Below are 16,686 nucleotides of genomic sequence, written 5' to 3' on the forward strand. Positions count from 1 at the left end.
GACAGATGAACGCGTATTATCTTCAGACAGAACAGATGACGGTGGGCTACCATGGCAAACCCCTCATTGAGAAGATCAATCTCTGCCTTCGGCGGGGGGAGATCATGACGCTGATCGGCCCCAATGGGTCTGGCAAATCCACCATTCTCAAGAGCATCGTCCGGCAGCTGCGGCCTTTAGGCGGTGTGGTGCGGCTGGAGCAGGTCTCTCTGGAAGAACTGTCCCCCCAGGCGGTGGCGCAGAAGATGTCCGTCCTAATGACAGACCGCCTTCAGCCAGAGCTCATGACCTGCCGGGAGGTCGCGGCGGCGGGACGGTATCCCTACACCGGAAAACTGGGGCTGCTGACCCAGCGGGATTGGGAGAAAGTCGATGAGGCATTGGCCCTGGTCCACGGGTCTGCGCTGGCGGATCAGGCCTTTACTGCCATCAGCGATGGGCAGCGGCAGCGGGTCCTGCTTGCCCGGGCACTGTGCCAGGAGCCTGAGATTCTGGTGCTGGATGAACCGACCTCTTTTTTGGATATCCGATACAAGCTGGAGATTTTGAGTACTTTGAAGGAACTGGTTCGTCAGCGTCAGCTGGCGGTGGTCTTATCCCTTCACGAACTGGATCTGGCCCAGCGTGTTTCCGACCTTGTGGTGTGTGTCCACAACAATGCCATTGAGCGGTGTGGGCCGCCGGAAGCGGTGTTTACTTCTGATTACATTACCACACTGTATGAGCTGACCCAGGGGAGCTATGAACCTGGCTATGGAAGCCTGGAACTGCCCCGGGTTCAAGGCGCGGTCAAAGCCTTTGTCATTGGAGGCAATGGGGAGGGGATTGGGACATATCGCCGGCTGCAGCGGGAGGGGGTCCCTTTCGTCGCCGGTGTTCTCCATGAGAATGATGTAGAGTTTCCCGCAGCCCGGGCTTTGGCGGTGGAGGTGATTGCCCAGAAGGCCTTTGAGCCCATTGGGGCGGCACAGTATCAACAGGCCATGGCGTGGTTGGAACGCTGCGAGCGGGTCTTTTGCTGCTGTGAGACCTTTGGCACCATGAATGAACCAAACCGTTGGCTGAAACAGGCGGCGCGGGAAAGGGGAAAACTGGTGGATTGGACGGAGGTACCCCATGGCCTTTGAACACTATATCTATTCCAATGGAAAGAAGCTCCGCTGCGGATTCACCACCGGGACCTGTGCGGCCTTGGCGGCCTCGGGGGCAGCCCAGAGACTGCTCACCGGCCGGTGGCCGGCGTCGGTTTCTCTGCGTACCCCCAAGGGACTTTTGGTGGAAGTTCCCCTGGAAGACTGCCGTATGGAGGGACCAAGCGCGGTCTGTGGGGTGCGGAAGGACGGCGGAGACGATGTGGATCAGACCACAGGCGCCTTGGTCCAGGCTGCGGTGTCACCCTCTGTTCAGCCGGGCATTTCCATTGAGGGGGGGCCTGGTGTGGGGCGTGTGACCAGGCCGGGGTTGGACCAGCCGGTGGGGTCCGCGGCCATCAACCGGGTTCCCCGGCAGATGATCCGGGAGCAGGTGGCGTCCCTCTGCCGTCAGACGGGATATGAGGGAGGGCTCCAAGTGACCATCTCGGTACCTGCGGGAGAACAGATTGCCCAGAGAACCTTCAATCCCCGCTTGGGAATTGAAGGAGGCATCTCCATTTTAGGAACCTCCGGAATTGTGGAGCCCATGAGTATCCAAGCGATGATAGATACCCTTCAAATTGAGCTCCGCCAGACTGCGGCCCAGGGGCATCGGGGGGTGATTCTGACCCCGGGAAACTATGGGCAGGATTTTCTTCGCCAGTGCGGATGGGGAGGCGGAAGGATTCCTGTGATTCGATGCTCTAATTTTGTGGGAGAGGCTCTGGATGGGGCAGCGGCAGAGGGATTTAAGCGTGTACTGCTGGTAGGCCATGTGGGAAAATTGGTGAAGCTGGCCGGCGGGATTATGAACACCCACAGCCGCTGGGGTGACTGCCGGACAGAGTTGTTTTGCGCCCATGCGGCTGTGTGCGGGGCGGGTCAAAGCACCTGTCAGGCGCTGCTGGAGGGGGCCACCACCGATGCCTGTCTGGAGATTTTGGAACAGGCAGGCCTGCGGGAAGCGGTGATGGCCCGCCTGATGGACGCCATAGAGGCCCATGTCTCCCGCCGGGTAGGCGGTGCTTATCGTGTCGGGGTAATCCTGTTCTCCCATGTGTTTGGGGAGTTGGGCAGGACCCCGGGAACCCAGGAGGTGTTGAAGCAATGGGAGCAGGAAGAGGAATTTTTTTCGGAGTAAGCGTGGGCCCGGGTGACCCTGAACTGCTGACCAGGAAGGCATGCCGGGTGCTGGAGGCCTGCCCAGTGATTGGAGCGGCTCAAACAGCCCGGGGGGAGCAGCTGGCTCTGTCTATTGCCCGGAGGGCGGTGGATCTGACGGGCAAAGAAATCCTGTCTCTGCCGTTTTCCATGGCGCGGGATCTGTCTGTGCGTCAGGCGGCTTGGCGTCGGGCAGCGGCGATGGTCCGGCAGGTTCTTGACAGAGGTCAGGATGTGGCCATGGTGGTGCTGGGGGATGTGTCGATCTACTCCACATATTGCTATTTGATGGAACTGCTCCGGGAGGAGGGCTATGAGACGGAGATGATCCCAGGGGTGGCCAGCTTTTCCGCTGTGGCGGCTCGGCTGGGTGTCAGTTTGACCACCATGGAGGAGCCTCTGCATATTCTTCCGGCCTCTCAGCAGGCACAGTGGGAGGGATTGACACTACCCGGCACCAAGGTGCTGATGAAATCCGGGCGAAACCTGAAGGACTTGGTGGAAAAGCTGGCAGAAACCGGGCAGTTGGAGCAGGCTGTCCTGGTGGCAAACTGCGGTCTGGACCAGGAGATGGTCTGCACCGATTTGCGGGCCCTTCCAGAGGGGGCGGGGTATTATACTACCATTCTTGTGAAGGAGTGAAAGCATGGTTCATTTTGTAGGCGCGGGGCCAGGAGCACCCGATTTGATTACCCTGCGGGGGGCGGAGCGGCTGAAGAAGGCGGATGTGGTCATTTATGCCGGCAGCTTGGTCAATCCGGTGCTGCTGGGTCTGTGTTCTGCGCAGTGCCGTATCTTTAACAGCGCGGAGATGACCTTGGAGCAAGTGCTTTCCACCATGGAACAGGCGGAGAGGGAACAGAAACAAACGGTGCGTCTGCATACGGGGGACCCCTGCCTCTATGGGGCGATCCAAGAACAGATGGATGCGCTGAAAAAACGGGGGATTCCTTACACGCTGACACCTGGTGTGTCCAGTTTCTGTGGGGCAGCTGCCGCGGTAGAGGGGGAGTATACCCTGCCGGGCATCAGTCAGACTGTGATCATCACCCGGATGGCGGGCCGAACCCCAGTCCCGGAGCGGGAGAATATTGCCTCTTTGGCCGAGCATGGGGCGACCATGGTGATTTTCCTGTCGGCCTCTTTGCTGGATGGGTTACAGGAAGCACTGCTCCAGGGGGCCTATACCCAGCAGACCCCTGCGGCGCTGGTGTATAAAGCGACCTGGCCAGAGGAAAAGGTGGTACGCTGCCCCTTGGGGGAACTGGCTCAGGCGGGACGTGACCATGGCATCTCCAAAACAGCGTTGGTGCTGGTGGGGGATTTTTTGTCGGGAGACTATACCCGAAGCCGGTTGTATGCGCCGGATTTCTCCACGGAGTTTCGGAGGGCATCCGAATGAGGCTGGGATTTGCGGCGTTTTCCGCCCAGGGCTATGCCCTGGCCCAGCGGCTGGCCCAGGTTTTGGGGGGCACGGCAACCCGCTGCGGGGTAGACTGCCCTTTGCGTGACTGGATCAGAGAGGCGTTTTCCCGATACGAGGGCCTGGTATTTGTAGGCGCTGTGGGAATTGCCGTTCGGGCCATTGCCCCCTATGTGCAAAGCAAAACCACAGACCCCGCTGTGGTGGTGGTGGATGAGGGAGGACGGTTTGTGATCCCCCTGCTCAGCGGCCACTTGGGCGGGGCCAATGGGCTGGCTCACCGAATCGCGGCAGCGGGAGGGGGAAGCCCTGTGATTACCACGGCCACAGATGGGCGGGGGCTGTTCGCCGTGGACAGTTGGGCGAAAGAGCAGAACTGCCATGTGATGGAGCCGGAACGAATCAAAGGAGTATCCGGAAAACTGCTGGAGGGGGAGACCATCTGGATGCGCTGCCCGTGGGCGGTGTCCGGGCTGCAGCCGGAAGGGGTGCTTCTTGGGGAAGCGGGGGATTGTGATGTGGAGGTGACCCTTTCTCCTGGGAAGGACCCAGCCCTTCATCTGGTGCCGAAAATCTTGGTGCTGGGTGTGGGCTGCCGAAGCGGTGTCGGCAAAGAGACCCTGGCGGCGGCGGTGGCCCAGACAATGGAGCGGTTACACTTCGTGCCGCAGGCTATTGCCCGGGTCTGCTCCATCGATTTGAAGAAGGAGGAGCCGGGCCTGCTGGCTTTTTGTGCAGAAAGAAAGCTGCCTTTCCTTACCTACTCCCCCGAGGAGCTGGCACAGGTCACAGGGGACTTTACTCCATCAGAATTTGTCCGTCAGGTGACAGGGATCGACAACGTCTGTGAGCGCAGTGCGGTTTTGGGCAGTGGGGGCGGCCCACTGCTCCAGAGAAAATGCAAGGGGGATGGAGTGACCTTGGCGGTGGCACAGATCCCCTTTCAACCAGAATGGCGGTGGTAACATGGAAAGAAAACGGATTTACTTGGTGGGCTTGGGGCCTGGTGGAAGGGAGCAGATGACCCAGCAGGCCTATGCGGCCCTGGCGGATGCGGATGTTTTATGCGGCTACACAGGATACGTGGACCTGGTGAGAGGGTGGTTTCCGGAAAAGGAGACCTATACCACACCGATGACCCAGGAACTGGCGCGCTGCCGCTGGGCGCTGGAAACCGCGCGAGAGGGCAAATCTGTGGCTATGCTGTGCAGCGGGGATGCTGGTGTATATGGCATGGCTGGCCCTCTGCTCCAGCTGACCGAGGGCGGGGAAGAGGTGGAGATCACAGTGGTGCCCGGTGTCACTGCGGCGCTGTCCGGCGCCGCTATGCTGGGGGCTCCGCTGATGCACGACTTTTGTGTGATCTCACTGTCAGATCTGCTTACACCTTGGGACCAGATTGCCAAGCGGCTGGTGTGCGCGGCAGAGGGGGACAGCGTTATCGTTTTGTACAACCCCGGCTCCAAGAGGCGGAGAGGGCATCTGCGGCGGGCCTGTGAAATCCTGTTGGAGCGGAAGCACCCAGAGACGGTGTGCGGATGGGTCCGCAATGTGGGAAGAGAGGGGAGTGAAGTCCGAATTCTCTCCTTGCAGGCGTTAAAAGAGACCGAGGTGGATATGTTTACTACCGTATTTATTGGCTCCAGTACCACCCAAAGGATAGGGCGCTGGATGGTCACGCCGCGGGGGTATGAGAATAAGTGATGAAAATTCTTCTCTTTGGTGGCACCACGGAAGGCCGCCTGTTAGCGGAACGGCTGGTGGGAATGGGACACCAGGTGACCGTCAGCGTGGCCACGGAATTGGGCGCTGAGATACTGCAAGGGCAGTTTTGCGGACCAGTTTTGACCGGGCGAATGGACCTGGAGGCCATGGCAAAACTACTTCCATCGTATGATTTGTGCGTAGACGCCACCCATCCCTATGCGGTGAAGGTGACAAAGCAGCTCCAGGCCGCCTGCGCTGCGGCGGGCGTTCCGCTGCGGCGTCTGCTTCGGAAAGAGAGTGGGCAGGAGGGCTGTATGGTGGTGGACAGCTGTGCCCAGGCAGCATCGTTCTTGCAAAAACAGCGGGGCAATGTGCTCCTGACCACTGGGGCCAAAGAACTGGGAGCTTTTGCTGCGCTGGAGCCTGACCGGCTGTTCCCACGGGTGCTCCCCACCCATGCCAGCCTGTCGGCCTGTGAAGCGTTGGGCATTCCTCACCGAAATATCCTGGCCTTGCAAGGGCCGTTTTCCCAGGAAATGAACGCGGCCATGCTGGCGCAGTATCAGATTCGCTGGCTGGTCACCAAGGATGGCGGAGCGGTGGGGGGATATGAGGAAAAGTACGCGGCGGCCCAAGAGCGCGGGGTTCCGGTGATTTTGATCCGTCGTCCAGGGGACAGTGGCAGTTCTATGGAGGAACTGCTGAAGTCGTTGGAAGGGGGAGAGATGCCATGCACGTTACGTTAATTGGACTGGGATGCGGCGACATGGAGACCATAACGGCGGCGGCACAGCGAGCCCTGTCCCGGGCGGAAGGGATTTTCGGGTCACGCCGGCTGCTGGAGGCACTTCCGCCCAGCGGTGCGCAACGGGTTGCGGCGGTGCAACCGGAAGAAATTCGGGACCATCTGATCCATGCCGGCTGGGCAGAGAGCTGTGTGATACTGAGTGGTGACACAGGCTTTTACTCCGGGGCGAAGCGCCTGCTGCCTGTGCTGGCGGCGGCGGGGTTTACGACGACGGTGCTGCCGGGGATCTCCAGCCTGCAAGTTTTTTCGGCCAGGCTGAAACGCAGTTGGCAGGACTGGCGCCTCTGTTCTGCCCATGGAGTAGCGGTGGACCCGGTGGCGGAGGTATGCCATGGGAAGCCCGCATTTTTCCTCACTGGCGGTAGCTTGACCCCGGCGGAACTATGCCGGCAGTTAACGGAAGCTGGACTGGGGGGCTTGCAGGTGACAGTGGGGGAGGACCTCTCCGGGGAAGGGGAACGCATTTCTCATGGCACGGCGGAGAACATGGCGGAGAGAACCTTTTCGTCCCTGAGCGTCCTATTGGCCGAGGCGGCCCCCCGCCCGCCACGCCGGACGCCGGGGCTTCCCGATGAGGCGTTTCTGCGGGGAAAGGTGCCTATGACCAAGCAGGAGATCCGGTCCGCTATCCTGACGAAACTGGCGGTGACGCCCCAAGATATCTGCTGGGATGTGGGGGCGGGCACCGGCAGTGTCAGCGTGGAGCTGGCCCTCCAGGGCCGGTCTGTCTGGGCAGTGGAGCGGCAGGCGGAGGCCTGTGAGCTGATTCGGAAAAACCGAGCCAAGTTTTCTGCGTGGAATCTCCATTTGCAGGAGGGAACCGCGCCGGAGGCCTGTGAGACACTGCCCGCGCCGGACGCCGTTTTTGTGGGGGGCAGCGGCCGGCGGCTGCAAGAAATTTTGACGCTGGTTGTCCGCCGGAATCCAAAGGCCAGAATCTGCGTATCCGCTATCGCCTTAGAGACATTACAGGAGGCAGTGAGATGCTTGGAAGGACTTGGGTACCGAGCAGACGTCACACAGATCTCCGTCAGCCGGGGCAAGTCAGTGGGGCAGCTGCATCTGCTTCTGGCACAGAATCCGGTTTTTTTAATTACGGGAGAGCCTGTATGAAACGGCTGATGATTTCCGCTATGGCCAGCGGAAGCGGGAAAACCGTACTGACCTGCGGCTTACTGGCGGCTCTAACGGCCCGGGGACACGCTGCCCAGGCGCTGAAATGTGGGCCGGACTACATTGATCCCATGTTTCATGAAAAGGTTCTTGGCGTACCCAGCCGTAATTTAGATCTCTTTCTTCAGGGGGAAGATGGGGTGCGGCGGACCCTGTTGAAACAAAAAGGGGACTATGTTGTGGTGGAGGGCGCCATGGGATTCTATGACGGTGTGAACGGCACAGACCGGGCCAGTGCCTGGCAGGTGGCGCGGACAGCCAGTCTGCCGGTGGTTTTGGCCATCCGGCCGGGGGGAAGCAGCCTGACTTTGGCCGCTCAGGTCAAGGGACTTTTGACCTTCCGGGCGGATTCTCAGATTCGTGGGTTGGTTCTTACCGCCTGTCGGCCCTCTCTTTACGCCCACTTGGCGCCTATTTTGGAAGAAGAGACCGGACTGCCAGTTTTAGGTTACCTCCCTCCCATGGAGGAGGCAAACATTGGCAGCCGTCATCTTGGCCTGCTGACGCCAGGGGAGATCGCAGACCTGAATCAGCGGTTCCGCAAAGTGGCGGAGCAGTTGGAAAAGACAGTGAATCTGGACGCCTTATGGGCGTTGGCGGAGGAAACAGAGAAAACAGCCGTTCAAGACCGCCCAAGACGGTTCCGACCAAGGAGTTGCTGTGCCATCGGCGTGGCGTGGGATGTGGCCTTTTGTTTTTACTATGCGGATAACCTGGATGCCCTTCGGGACGCCGGGGCGGAGTTGGTTTTTTTCAGCCCCTTGCAGGCGGACGCGCTCCCAGAGGTGGATGGCCTCTATCTGGGCGGCGGCTATCCTGAAGTATATGCCCAAGCGTTGTTCCGACAGGCGGGAATCCGCAGTGCCATCCGGGTTGCCCTTCGGGATGGCATGCCCACGGTGGCGGAATGCGGAGGATTTTTGTATTTGCAGGAGCAGCTGCAGACGGAGCAGGAGGTTCCTTGGCCCATGGTGGAGGTGCTGCCCGGTATGGGCTATCCTACCCGTCAGCTGCGGCGGTTTGGGTATCTCACCCTCCAAGCGGAGCGGGACAGCTTGCTGTTTCGCGCGGGGGAGGAGATTCCAGCCCATGAATTTCACCATTGGGACAGCACCCAAACTGGAACGGCGCTTTTGGCCCAAAAACCATCGGGAAAGCACTGGCGGTGCGGATATGCCACAGACACCCTTTATGCGGCCTTTCCCCATCTCCATTTTGGGGGAGGGCTTCCTTTGGCGGAACGCTTTGTGTCAGCGGCAGCGGCCTATCGGGAAAGGAAACAGAGATGACTTGGAAGGAGACCTTGGAGAAAATCCAGGCAGGAGAGGAAACGGCAAGAGCGCAGGCGCTCCGGCGCTGGGACAGTCTGGCCAAGCCCTTGGGGAGCTTGGGCATTTTGGAAGAGGCCATTGTCCGGATTGCGGCGCTGACCGGGACAGCGGAGGTCTGTTTGAAGAATCGGGCACTGGTGGTGCTGTGCGCGGACAATGGAGTGGTCAGCCAGGGGGTCAGCCAGTCTGATGCGTCCGTGACGCGGGCGGTGACCGCCGCGCTGGGAAACCAGAGCAGTACCGTCAACTATATGGCCCAGAAGGTAAACTGTCAGGTGGTGCCGGTGGATTTGGGGGTACTGGACTTTTTGGGTGCGCCAGGGGTGAAAAACTGTCGAGTCCGCAATGGGACGGGAGACATTTCTCAGGGCCCTGCAATGACCCGGGCGCAATGCATCCAGGCAATAGAGACTGGGATTTCATTGGCCCAGGAGGCCAAAGAGACAGGGGCGTCCATCCTCCTAACCGGGGAGATGGGGATTGGAAACACCACCACCTCCTGTGCCGTGGCCAGTGTTTTGCTGGGAAGGGACCCGGGCCAGCTGGCCGGACGGGGCTCGGGACTGTCTGAGGAGGGCTTCCGGCGCAAAGTGCGGGCGATCCGGCAGGCCATCTGCCGCAATGCCCCTGACCCGGGGGACCCGATTTCAGTGTTGCAAACCGTAGGCGGGCTGGATTTGGCTGGCCTATGCGGTCTGTGCCTGGGCGGGGCTTATGTGCGCCTGCCCGTGCTGCTGGATGGGCTGATTGCCGATGTGGCGGCCCTCTGTGCCGTCCGACTCCGTCCCCAGGCGGCGGATGCCCTGCTGGCGGGACATGTATCGGCGGAACCCGGGGCACAGTGGGTTTTGCAGGCACTGGGCCTGCGGGGGATGATCCAAGCGGAGATGCGGCTGGGAGAGGGAACCGGTGCGGTGGCGGCCTTGCCGCTGTTGGACCTTGCCCTGGCGGTCTATCAAAGCGGTCATACCTTTGCGCAGCTGGGCATTGAAGCCTATACGCCGCAGTAAGAAGGAGAGGACGAGCATGTTTACCCTTGTCATTGGCGGTGCTGCCAGCGGAAAAAGTGAATATGCGGAGGCCCATGTGGAGACCCTCCCAGGCCGTCGGCTGTACATTGCCACCATGGAGCCCTGGGATGAGGAGTGCCGGGCGCGGATTGCCCGCCACCAGGCAGCCCGGGCGCACAAACGGTTTACCACAGTGGAATGCTATCGGAATCTCTCCCAGCTTACTGTTCCCCCGGATAGCAATGTGCTGCTGGAGTGTCTGGGAAATCTGGTGGCCAATGAGCGATATGGGAGACAGGGCGGCGGCGTGGCCCAGGCTGTGGCAGGGGTAGCGCATTTGCTGCGGCAGTGCAGGCACGTCACAGTGGTGACCAATGAAGTGTTTTCCAGCGGGGAGGCGTACCAGGGGGATACCTTATCCTATTTAAGGGACCTGGCGTGGGCCAATCGGACCCTGGCCCGCCGTGCGGACCGGGTGGTGGAATTGGTCTGTGGTTTGCCCTGTGTTTGGAAGGGGACGGAAGGATGAGGGGAATTCTGGAAACCGTGGCGGTGGCATTTTCCATGTTCTCCGCGCTTCCCATGCCCCAGATTTCCTGGGAAAAACGGAATATGCGGTATGCGCTGTGTGCCTTCCCTCTGGTGGGAGGGGTGATCGGTGGATTGTGCTGGCTGTGGGGGGAGCTCTGTCAGTGGGGGGGCGTGCCGGACCTTCTGCGAGGGGCCGTGCTCTGTCTGCTCCCTGCGGCGGTGACAGGGGGTATCCATTTGGACGGCTATTGTGACACGGTGGATGCCCTGGCCAGCCATGGCACACCGGCGCGGCGGCAGGAAATTCTGAAAGACCCCCATATCGGCGCCTTTGGGGTCATTCGTCTGTGCGGGTATTTTTTGCTCTCGTTTGCTCTGTGGACCACGCTGGCCGCCCCGGTGGGAAAGGAGCTCTGCCTGAGCTTTTGTCTCAGCCGGTGCCTGTCCGGCTGGGCGGTGGCGAGGTTCCCGCTGGCAAAGCATTCGGGCCTGGCTTATACCTTTGCCACCGCCGCAGACCGGAAGCGGGTGGCTTGGATTTTGCTGCTGGCCGGCGTGGGCCTGGGGGGAATCGTATGCTGGAAAAGTTTGGCCGGCGGAGCCATGGTGCTGGCGGCACTGCTGGTATTTTGGGATTACTGGCGAAGGTCCAGGAAATACTTTGGCGGGTTGTCCGGGGATTTGGCCGGCTGGTTTTTGCAGCGGGTGGAGCTTTGGATGCTGGCGGCCGTATGGATTGTGGAATGGGGGGCGCATCTTCTGTGATTTTTGTAACGGGCCCGTTGTTTGCGGGAAAGAGAGAATACATTTGCAAGGCTTTGGGCTGGTCAGAGGAGGACTTGGCCCGGCGGGGAATCTGGGAGGTGCAGAACCTGGCGGGCCAGGAGGAAGACCTGGAGAAACTGGCGAAAAACCTGGCCCAATATGAGGTGGTCATCGCCACGGAGGTCGGGGGCGGCGTGGTTCCCGTGGACCCGGTGCAGCGACAGAACAGAGAGGCCGCGGGGCGCTTGGCCTGCCTCTTGGCCCAGCGGGCGGACCGGGTGATCCGTGTTTTCTGTGGTTTGCCTCAGGCGCTGAAGGGGGAACTTCCATGAGAGTGGAGCTGATCCGCCATGGGGAAACCCTGTGGCAGGGGACGGGACGGTATCAAGGACAGACCGATGTACCACTGTCTGAACAGGGAAGACAGGCGCTGTCTCCCGCGTCGTTCTCGCCGGAGAAAGTCTACATCACCGCTTTGCAGCGAACGAGGCAGACGGCGGAACGTCTGTTTCCCCAAGCGCGGCTGGTGGTGGTGGAGGACTTAGGGGAAATGAACTTTGGACGGTTCGAGGGACGAAGTGCGGCGGAGATGGAGGAGGACCCGTCCTACCGTGCCTGGGTGGAGGGCATGTGCCGGGGACAATGTCCAGGCGGAGAGAGTCTGCCTGCGTTTTCCCGCCGTGTCTGCCGGGCCTTCGCCCGACTGCTGGATTGGGCGGTGGCCTCTGAGGAAGAGCAGCTTGTTCTTGTGGTCCACGGGGGAACCCAGATGGCGGTGATGGAGGCGTTTGCCATCCCATCCCGGCCCTATTTTTCCTGGGGTCTGCCCTGCGGGCAAGGCTATGTACTGGAGGCCGAAGGATGGTTAGAACACCGCCAACTGCGCTTGCTGGGAAAGCGGGACTATACAAAAGGGGGATGACATGGAACTTGTGGTGGCTGGGGCACTCAGCTTCTGCCTGGACCTCCTGCTGGGGGACCCAGGCTGGATTCCCCATCCTGTGGTATGGATGGGCCGGGCAATTTCCGGCCTGGAAGAGCGGCTGCGGCGGATTTTTCCCAAGACGACGCGGGGAGAATGGGCCGCAGGTGCTCTGCTTGCGATCTTGCTGCCGGCAGGGACTTTGGCACTTACCTTTTCTGTATTGTGGCTTGCTGGGCAGATTCATCCTGGGCTTCGCTTCTTTTTGGAGGTTTTCTGGGGGTGGCAGGCGCTGGCTGTACGGGGACTGGGGAAGGAAAGTAGCCGGGTTTATCGGGCGCTGCGGGAGGGAACTCTGGAGCAGGCCCAGCAGGCGGTGGCCCGCATCGTGGGACGGGACACCCAGCGGCTGGACCGGGCGGGGGTCACCCGGGCGGCGGTGGAGACCGTGGCGGAAAACTTTTCCGATGGAGTGGCGGCGCCTTTGTTTTACTTTTTCTTGGGCGGCGCTCCCTTGGCCCTCTGCTATAAGGCCATCAATACCATGGACAGTATGGTGGGGTACCGGAATGAACGGTATCTCTACTTTGGCCGCTGGGCGGCCCGGCTGGACGATGGAGCCAACTGGCTTCCCGCCCGTCTGTCGGCGTTGCTGCTGGTGGCGGCGGCTTGGCTCTTGGGGGAGGATGGGAGAGGTGCCTGGCGGATCTGGCGCCGGGACCGGCGCAACCACGCCAGCCCCAACGCAGCGCAAACAGAGGCGGCGATGGCCGGAGCGCTGGGGGTTCAGCTGGCCGGACCAGCTTGGTATTTTGGGATACGGGTGGAAAAACCGACCATTGGAGAGCATCAGCGCCCGATTGTACCAGAGGATATTCTGCGCAGTAACCGGCTGCTCTATGGGGGCAGCGTCCTTTGCCTTGGCGTTCTGATCGGGCTGCGCTGCGCCCTTGTCTTGGGAGGAGGGATTGGATGAGAAGGGGAGAGCATGGCGGGGACTGGGCCGCCTACCAGATACAATACCATGGGATGCCCCTGGACTTTTCCGCCAATGTAAGCCCTATGGGGATTCCTGCGGGCGTGAAGCGCGCTCTGTACCAGGCGGTGGAGGAGGTAAATCGGTATCCAGACCCCTTGTGCCGGCAGCTTCGGGCGTGTCTGGGCAGGCACCATGACGTCTCTTCCGCCCAGATTCTCTGTGGGAATGGGGCCTCCGACTTGATCGACCGCCTGGTGCTGGCGCTTCGCCCTAAGCGGGGGATGGTAACTGCGCCGGCGTTTTCCGAGTATGGCCAAGCGCTGAGGCGGGTGGGCTGTCAAGTGGAGGAGTTTCCCCTGCAACGGGCAGAGGATTTTCGGATGACAGCGCGGATTTTGGAGCGCATTACGCCTGCATTGGATATTTTATTTCTCTGTGAGCCCAGCAACCCCGCTGGACAGACAACAGACCGGGCTTTGCTGGAGAAGATCCTGGAGCGGTGTGATGCCTGTGGCGTCCTTCTTGTGGTGGATGAATGCTTTGAGGAATTTCTCCTGGACCGGTCCCATTCCATGGTTTCCAACCTGACGGGACATCACCTTTTGATTCTCCGGGCCTTTACCAAATTTTATGGGCTGGCTGGGGTTCGGCTGGGGTACTGTCTGTGCCAGGAGGAGACGTTATTGGAGCAGATGCGTTTGGCGGGGCAGCCCTGGCCGGTGTCCCACCTGGCCCAGGCGGCGGGGATGGCGGCCCTGGAGGAGACGGTGTATGGAGACCAGCTGCGGGCGTGGACCCGGCGGCGACGGGAGGCACTTCGGTTGGCGCTGACCCAGCTGGGCTGTGATGTGGTGCCGGGGCAGGCCAATTATCTGCTGTTTTTCCATCGGAATTCGTCGTTGGATCAGGACTTGGCCCAGCGGGGGATTTTGATCCGAAACTGTGAGACCTACTCCGGCCTGGGGCCTGGCTGGTTCCGGGTGGCGGTTCGAGAGGAAGAGGCGTGCCGACGGCTGATCCAGGCCATGGAGGAGTGTGTGGGATGACCAAACGATTGATGATTCAAGGGACCATGTCAGGCGTGGGAAAGAGCCTGCTCACAGCGGCCCTTTGCCGGATCTTTTGGCAGGATGGATATCGGGTGGCGCCGTTTAAGAGTCAGAATATGGCCCTTAACAGCTATATCACCGAGAACGGGCTGGAGATGGGACGGGCACAGGTGCTTCAGGCCTGGGCGGCGGGCCGGGAACCTGATGTACGGATGAACCCGATTCTCCTAAAACCGTCCAGCGACGTGGGCAGTCAGCTGATTGTCAAAGGGGAGGTCCGGGGGGACTACCAGGCGTCGGAATATTTCCGCAAGAAACGAGAACTGATTCCGGAGATTCTGGCGTCTTACCACAGCCTGTGCCAGGAGAATGACATTCTTGTCATTGAGGGGGCGGGGAGTCCGGCGGAGATCAATTTGAAAGCGGATGACATTGTTAACATGGGGCTGGCCCGGCTGGTGGACGCACCTGTCCTGCTGGTGGGGGACATTGATCGGGGCGGGGTGTTTGCCCAGCTCTATGGAACCCTGGCGCTGCTGGAGCCAGATGAGCAGGACCGAGTGGTGGGCTGCGTCATCAATAAGTTTCGGGGGGATGTGGCGCTGCTCCAACCAGGGCTGAAAATGCTGGAGGAGAAAACCAAGGTCCCGGTACTGGGGGTGATCCCCTATGTGCCGCTGGATCTGGATGAAGAGGACTCCCTGGCGCCCTGTTTGACACGGACTTCCCACCATAAACCAGTGGACCTTGCAGTGATTCGCCTGCCGCGGCTGTCTAATTTTACAGATTTTGCGCCGCTGGAGCGACATGAGGCATTGGGCGTTCGGTATGTCAGCCGAGTGGAGGAACTGGGACGTCCGGACGGGGTCCTGCTGCCTGGCACCAAGAACACCATGGGGGACCTTCTGTGGCTGCGCCAGAACGGACTGGAAGCCGAGATCAAAAAACTGGCAGCCCAGGGAACCCCGCTGCTGGGCATCTGCGGCGGGTACCAGATGCTGGGACGCAGTCTGTCCGATCCGGATGGGGTGGAAGAAGGCGGTATGCTGGCAGGAATGGGCCTGCTGCCCTGTGACACGGTGTTTCTCCGGCGGAAGATCAGGCGAAGAACCCGGGCGAAGGTGGTAGCGCCGATGCTGGCAGGGGGAAATTTGGCAGGGTATGAGATTCACATGGGAGAAACCACGGTCCACGGTGCGCCATTTTGCCGCCTGGACGGAGGAAAACCAGAAGGAGCCGTCCAGGGAAATGTATTTGGGACCTATCTTCATGGGCTGTTTGACACGGGAGAGCTGACGGAACGTCTGGCCCAGTGGCTCCTGTCTCGGAAAGGACTTGCGGGAGAGACCGGAGGTCTGCAAAGTCATCGGGCGCATCAGGAAGAGCAGTTAAATCAGTTGGCCTGTATCGTCCGGCAGCACATAGACCTGCCGGCTATTTATGAGGCAATGGGACAGAACGGGAGGGGAGAACGATGAAGCACAGTAGACCAGCTGACATTGAGCGGACCAGCATGGCGATCATCGCAGAGGAACTGCGGCAGAGGGGGATGCAGGTCCCGCCGGATCAGGAGGCCGTGGTAAAGCGGGTGATCCACACCACGGCAGATTTTGAATATGCAGAAAATCTTGTTTTTACAAAAAATGCAGTTTCGCTGGGGGTTGCGGCCCTTCGAAAGGGAACGCCCATTGTGACAGACACCAATATGGCAAAGGCGGGCATCAGTCGGCCTGGGTTGGAGAAATTGGGGTCTCATGTGATGTGTTTCATGGCCGACCCTGCGGTAGCCCAACGGGCCGAGGCGCAGGGAACCACGCGAGCGGCAGCCGCCATGGAACAAGCGGCACAGGTGTGTCCCGGGGCAGTCCTGGCGATCGGGAATGCGCCCACGGCGCTGTTTGCCATTGCCCGACAGATGGAGCGAGGACAGTTTCCGGCGATGCTGATCGGGGTGCCTGTGGGATTTGTGAATGTGGAGGAGGCCAAGGAGCAGGTGCTTGCGCTGTGCCGGCGGTTTGAAGTGCCGGCAATTTTGGCCATGGGACGGAAAGGTGGCAGCAATGTGGCAGCGGCTATTTGCAATGCCTTGCTCTATCTGGCCGGGGATATGCTGGACCCTGCCGAACGTGGCTGGCAGTGAAAAGGAAAAAAACAGAAAAAGAAAGCCCTCAGAATTTCTCTTGTTCAAGGAATTCTGGGGGCTTTTTGGGATGATTTTGGAACATTTTATACAGTAAAGCGAGAGGAGAAGTCCAAAATTTACCCGGCGTTTTGACGATTTTATCGTGGAAGATGCGAAGAAAGCACTGTGCTTTTGGAGAATTGGAAAGCAAACGGGTAGGAATCAAGGATAGAGAGGAGATTGGCCGAAGGGGGAGCAGGGAAAAAATATGATAAGAATATCTTATGGGAAGAGGAGGGGGGAAAGAACAGAAGGGAGGAAGATGATCATGTGGAGGAAAGAATCAGGGAGAAGAAAATTGGATTCATAAGAAAAAGTGAAAGGAGAAGAGAAGCGTATAAAGAGAAAGGAAAGGGGGGATGGCTCGAAAATGGACAGGAAAAAACTTGCACAAAGGTAAAAAGCAAGTTTTGGATTTCTTTCTTGCAATTGAGAAAGACCTATGGTAGATTGTTCATAATTTCACAGAAAGTTTTCTTAACATACGAAAGGGAGAGAGAAAGGGGGTGATC

19 protein-coding genes are annotated in these 16,686 nt (G+C 59.9%); all 19 read left to right on the top strand.

Annotation, left to right across the window (positions count from 1 at the left end):
- Positions 1-5 precede the first annotated feature (5 nt).
- The 19 genes from DV520_RS02790 to DV520_RS02880 all read left to right on the top strand — a co-directional run bounded on the left by DV520_RS02790 (position 6) and on the right by DV520_RS02880 (position 16,684).
- Positions 6-1,127 carry an ABC transporter ATP-binding protein gene (locus DV520_RS02790; RefSeq protein WP_117141712.1) on the top strand — a complete coding sequence of 374 codons (1,122 nt, stop codon included), beginning with the start codon at positions 6-8 and terminating at the stop codon, positions 1,125-1,127.
- Positions 1,117-2,274 carry a cobalt-precorrin-5B (C(1))-methyltransferase CbiD gene (gene cbiD, locus DV520_RS02795; protein WP_117141713.1) on the top strand — a complete coding sequence of 386 codons (1,158 nt, stop codon included), beginning with the start codon at positions 1,117-1,119 and terminating at the stop codon, positions 2,272-2,274. Before DV520_RS02790 ends, cbiD begins: the two co-directional genes overlap by 11 nt.
- Entirely contained in the window at positions 2,241-2,936 is a 696-nt protein-coding gene (gene cobI, locus DV520_RS02800; RefSeq protein WP_021920162.1) for a precorrin-2 C(20)-methyltransferase, read from the top strand. The genes cbiD and cobI overlap by 34 nt, the downstream gene beginning before the upstream one ends.
- A 4-nt stretch (positions 2,937-2,940) precedes the next feature.
- Positions 2,941-3,696 carry a precorrin-4 C(11)-methyltransferase gene (gene cobM / locus DV520_RS02805; protein WP_021920161.1) on the top strand — a complete coding sequence of 252 codons (756 nt, stop codon included), beginning with the start codon at positions 2,941-2,943 and terminating at the stop codon, positions 3,694-3,696.
- Positions 3,693-4,682 carry a cobalt-precorrin 5A hydrolase gene (locus DV520_RS02810; protein ID WP_021920160.1) on the top strand — a complete coding sequence of 330 codons (990 nt, stop codon included), beginning with the start codon at positions 3,693-3,695 and terminating at the stop codon, positions 4,680-4,682. The genes cobM and DV520_RS02810 overlap by 4 nt, the downstream gene beginning before the upstream one ends.
- 1 nt (position 4,683) lies before the next feature.
- The gene (gene cobJ, locus DV520_RS02815; RefSeq protein ID WP_021920159.1) at positions 4,684-5,421 is read left to right on the top strand and encodes a precorrin-3B C(17)-methyltransferase; all 738 of its coding nucleotides are present in this window, start codon (positions 4,684-4,686) and stop codon (positions 5,419-5,421) included.
- Complete coding sequence (gene cobK / locus DV520_RS02820) at positions 5,421-6,170, top strand: precorrin-6A reductase (protein WP_021920158.1); 750 nt, start codon at positions 5,421-5,423, stop codon at positions 6,168-6,170. The genes cobJ and cobK overlap by 1 nt, the downstream gene beginning before the upstream one ends.
- Positions 6,155-7,345, top strand: a complete 1,191-nt coding sequence (cbiE, locus tag DV520_RS02825) for a precorrin-6y C5,15-methyltransferase (decarboxylating) subunit CbiE (RefSeq protein ID WP_117141714.1) — start codon at positions 6,155-6,157, stop codon at positions 7,343-7,345. Before cobK ends, cbiE begins: the two co-directional genes overlap by 16 nt.
- The gene (locus DV520_RS02830; RefSeq protein WP_117141715.1) at positions 7,342-8,694 is read left to right on the top strand and encodes a cobyrinic acid a,c-diamide synthase CobB; all 1,353 of its coding nucleotides are present in this window, start codon (positions 7,342-7,344) and stop codon (positions 8,692-8,694) included. Before cbiE ends, DV520_RS02830 begins: the two co-directional genes overlap by 4 nt.
- Positions 8,691-9,746, top strand: coding sequence for a nicotinate-nucleotide--dimethylbenzimidazole phosphoribosyltransferase (gene cobT, locus DV520_RS02835; RefSeq protein ID WP_117141716.1), 1,056 nt, complete (start codon positions 8,691-8,693; stop codon positions 9,744-9,746). The genes DV520_RS02830 and cobT overlap by 4 nt, the downstream gene beginning before the upstream one ends.
- A 16-nt stretch (positions 9,747-9,762) precedes the next feature.
- Positions 9,763-10,275 carry a bifunctional adenosylcobinamide kinase/adenosylcobinamide-phosphate guanylyltransferase gene (locus DV520_RS02840; RefSeq protein WP_021920154.1) on the top strand — a complete coding sequence of 171 codons (513 nt, stop codon included), beginning with the start codon at positions 9,763-9,765 and terminating at the stop codon, positions 10,273-10,275.
- Positions 10,272-11,042: an adenosylcobinamide-GDP ribazoletransferase gene (locus DV520_RS02845; protein ID WP_021920153.1), complete on the top strand. Its 771-nt coding sequence runs from the start codon at positions 10,272-10,274 to the stop codon at positions 11,040-11,042. The genes DV520_RS02840 and DV520_RS02845 overlap by 4 nt, the downstream gene beginning before the upstream one ends.
- Positions 11,039-11,374, top strand: a complete 336-nt coding sequence (locus DV520_RS02850; RefSeq protein WP_117141717.1) for a bifunctional adenosylcobinamide kinase/adenosylcobinamide-phosphate guanylyltransferase — start codon at positions 11,039-11,041, stop codon at positions 11,372-11,374. Before DV520_RS02845 ends, DV520_RS02850 begins: the two co-directional genes overlap by 4 nt.
- Positions 11,371-11,964: a histidine phosphatase family protein gene (locus DV520_RS02855; RefSeq protein WP_117141718.1), complete on the top strand. Its 594-nt coding sequence runs from the start codon at positions 11,371-11,373 to the stop codon at positions 11,962-11,964. Before DV520_RS02850 ends, DV520_RS02855 begins: the two co-directional genes overlap by 4 nt.
- A gap of 1 nt (position 11,965) precedes the next feature.
- Entirely contained in the window at positions 11,966-12,940 is a 975-nt protein-coding gene (gene cbiB / locus DV520_RS02860; RefSeq protein ID WP_117141719.1) for an adenosylcobinamide-phosphate synthase CbiB, read from the top strand.
- Entirely contained in the window at positions 12,937-13,989 is a 1,053-nt protein-coding gene (locus DV520_RS02865; protein ID WP_117141720.1) for a pyridoxal phosphate-dependent aminotransferase, read from the top strand. Before cbiB ends, DV520_RS02865 begins: the two co-directional genes overlap by 4 nt.
- Positions 13,986-15,470 (top strand): cobyric acid synthase, encoded by a 1,485-nt coding sequence (locus DV520_RS02870; protein ID WP_117141721.1) that lies wholly within the window; start codon positions 13,986-13,988, stop codon positions 15,468-15,470. The genes DV520_RS02865 and DV520_RS02870 overlap by 4 nt, the downstream gene beginning before the upstream one ends.
- Positions 15,467-16,132 carry a precorrin-8X methylmutase gene (locus tag DV520_RS02875; RefSeq protein WP_117141722.1) on the top strand — a complete coding sequence of 222 codons (666 nt, stop codon included), beginning with the start codon at positions 15,467-15,469 and terminating at the stop codon, positions 16,130-16,132. The genes DV520_RS02870 and DV520_RS02875 overlap by 4 nt, the downstream gene beginning before the upstream one ends.
- A gap of 222 nt (positions 16,133-16,354) precedes the next feature.
- A complete protein-coding gene (locus DV520_RS02880; RefSeq protein ID WP_117141723.1) occupies positions 16,355-16,684 on the top strand; it encodes a hypothetical protein in 330 nt (109 codons plus the stop codon).
- The last annotated feature ends 2 nt before the right edge of the window (positions 16,685-16,686 follow it).

It is taken from the genome of Evtepia gabavorous, assembly GCF_003425665.1.
GTDB classification, from domain to species: domain Bacteria; phylum Bacillota; class Clostridia; order Oscillospirales; family Oscillospiraceae; genus Evtepia; species Evtepia gabavorous.

Coding starts and splice junctions, on each gene's coding strand:
- DV520_RS02790 (WP_117141712.1), top strand. CDS start 6: ATGAACGCGTATTATCTTCAGACAGAACAGATGACGGTGGGCTACCAT.
- cbiD (WP_117141713.1), top strand. CDS start 1,117: ATGGCCTTTGAACACTATATCTATTCCAATGGAAAGAAGCTCCGCTGC.
- cobI (WP_021920162.1), top strand. CDS start 2,241: ATGGGAGCAGGAAGAGGAATTTTTTTCGGAGTAAGCGTGGGCCCGGGT.
- cobM (WP_021920161.1), top strand. CDS start 2,941: ATGGTTCATTTTGTAGGCGCGGGGCCAGGAGCACCCGATTTGATTACC.
- DV520_RS02810 (WP_021920160.1), top strand. CDS start 3,693: ATGAGGCTGGGATTTGCGGCGTTTTCCGCCCAGGGCTATGCCCTGGCC.
- cobJ (WP_021920159.1), top strand. CDS start 4,684: ATGGAAAGAAAACGGATTTACTTGGTGGGCTTGGGGCCTGGTGGAAGG.
- cobK (WP_021920158.1), top strand. CDS start 5,421: ATGAAAATTCTTCTCTTTGGTGGCACCACGGAAGGCCGCCTGTTAGCG.
- cbiE (WP_117141714.1), top strand. CDS start 6,155: ATGCACGTTACGTTAATTGGACTGGGATGCGGCGACATGGAGACCATA.
- DV520_RS02830 (WP_117141715.1), top strand. CDS start 7,342: ATGAAACGGCTGATGATTTCCGCTATGGCCAGCGGAAGCGGGAAAACC.
- cobT (WP_117141716.1), top strand. CDS start 8,691: ATGACTTGGAAGGAGACCTTGGAGAAAATCCAGGCAGGAGAGGAAACG.
- DV520_RS02840 (WP_021920154.1), top strand. CDS start 9,763: ATGTTTACCCTTGTCATTGGCGGTGCTGCCAGCGGAAAAAGTGAATAT.
- DV520_RS02845 (WP_021920153.1), top strand. CDS start 10,272: ATGAGGGGAATTCTGGAAACCGTGGCGGTGGCATTTTCCATGTTCTCC.
- DV520_RS02855 (WP_117141718.1), top strand. CDS start 11,371: ATGAGAGTGGAGCTGATCCGCCATGGGGAAACCCTGTGGCAGGGGACG.
- cbiB (WP_117141719.1), top strand. CDS start 11,966: ATGGAACTTGTGGTGGCTGGGGCACTCAGCTTCTGCCTGGACCTCCTG.
- DV520_RS02865 (WP_117141720.1), top strand. CDS start 12,937: ATGAGAAGGGGAGAGCATGGCGGGGACTGGGCCGCCTACCAGATACAA.
- DV520_RS02870 (WP_117141721.1), top strand. CDS start 13,986: ATGACCAAACGATTGATGATTCAAGGGACCATGTCAGGCGTGGGAAAG.
- DV520_RS02875 (WP_117141722.1), top strand. CDS start 15,467: ATGAAGCACAGTAGACCAGCTGACATTGAGCGGACCAGCATGGCGATC.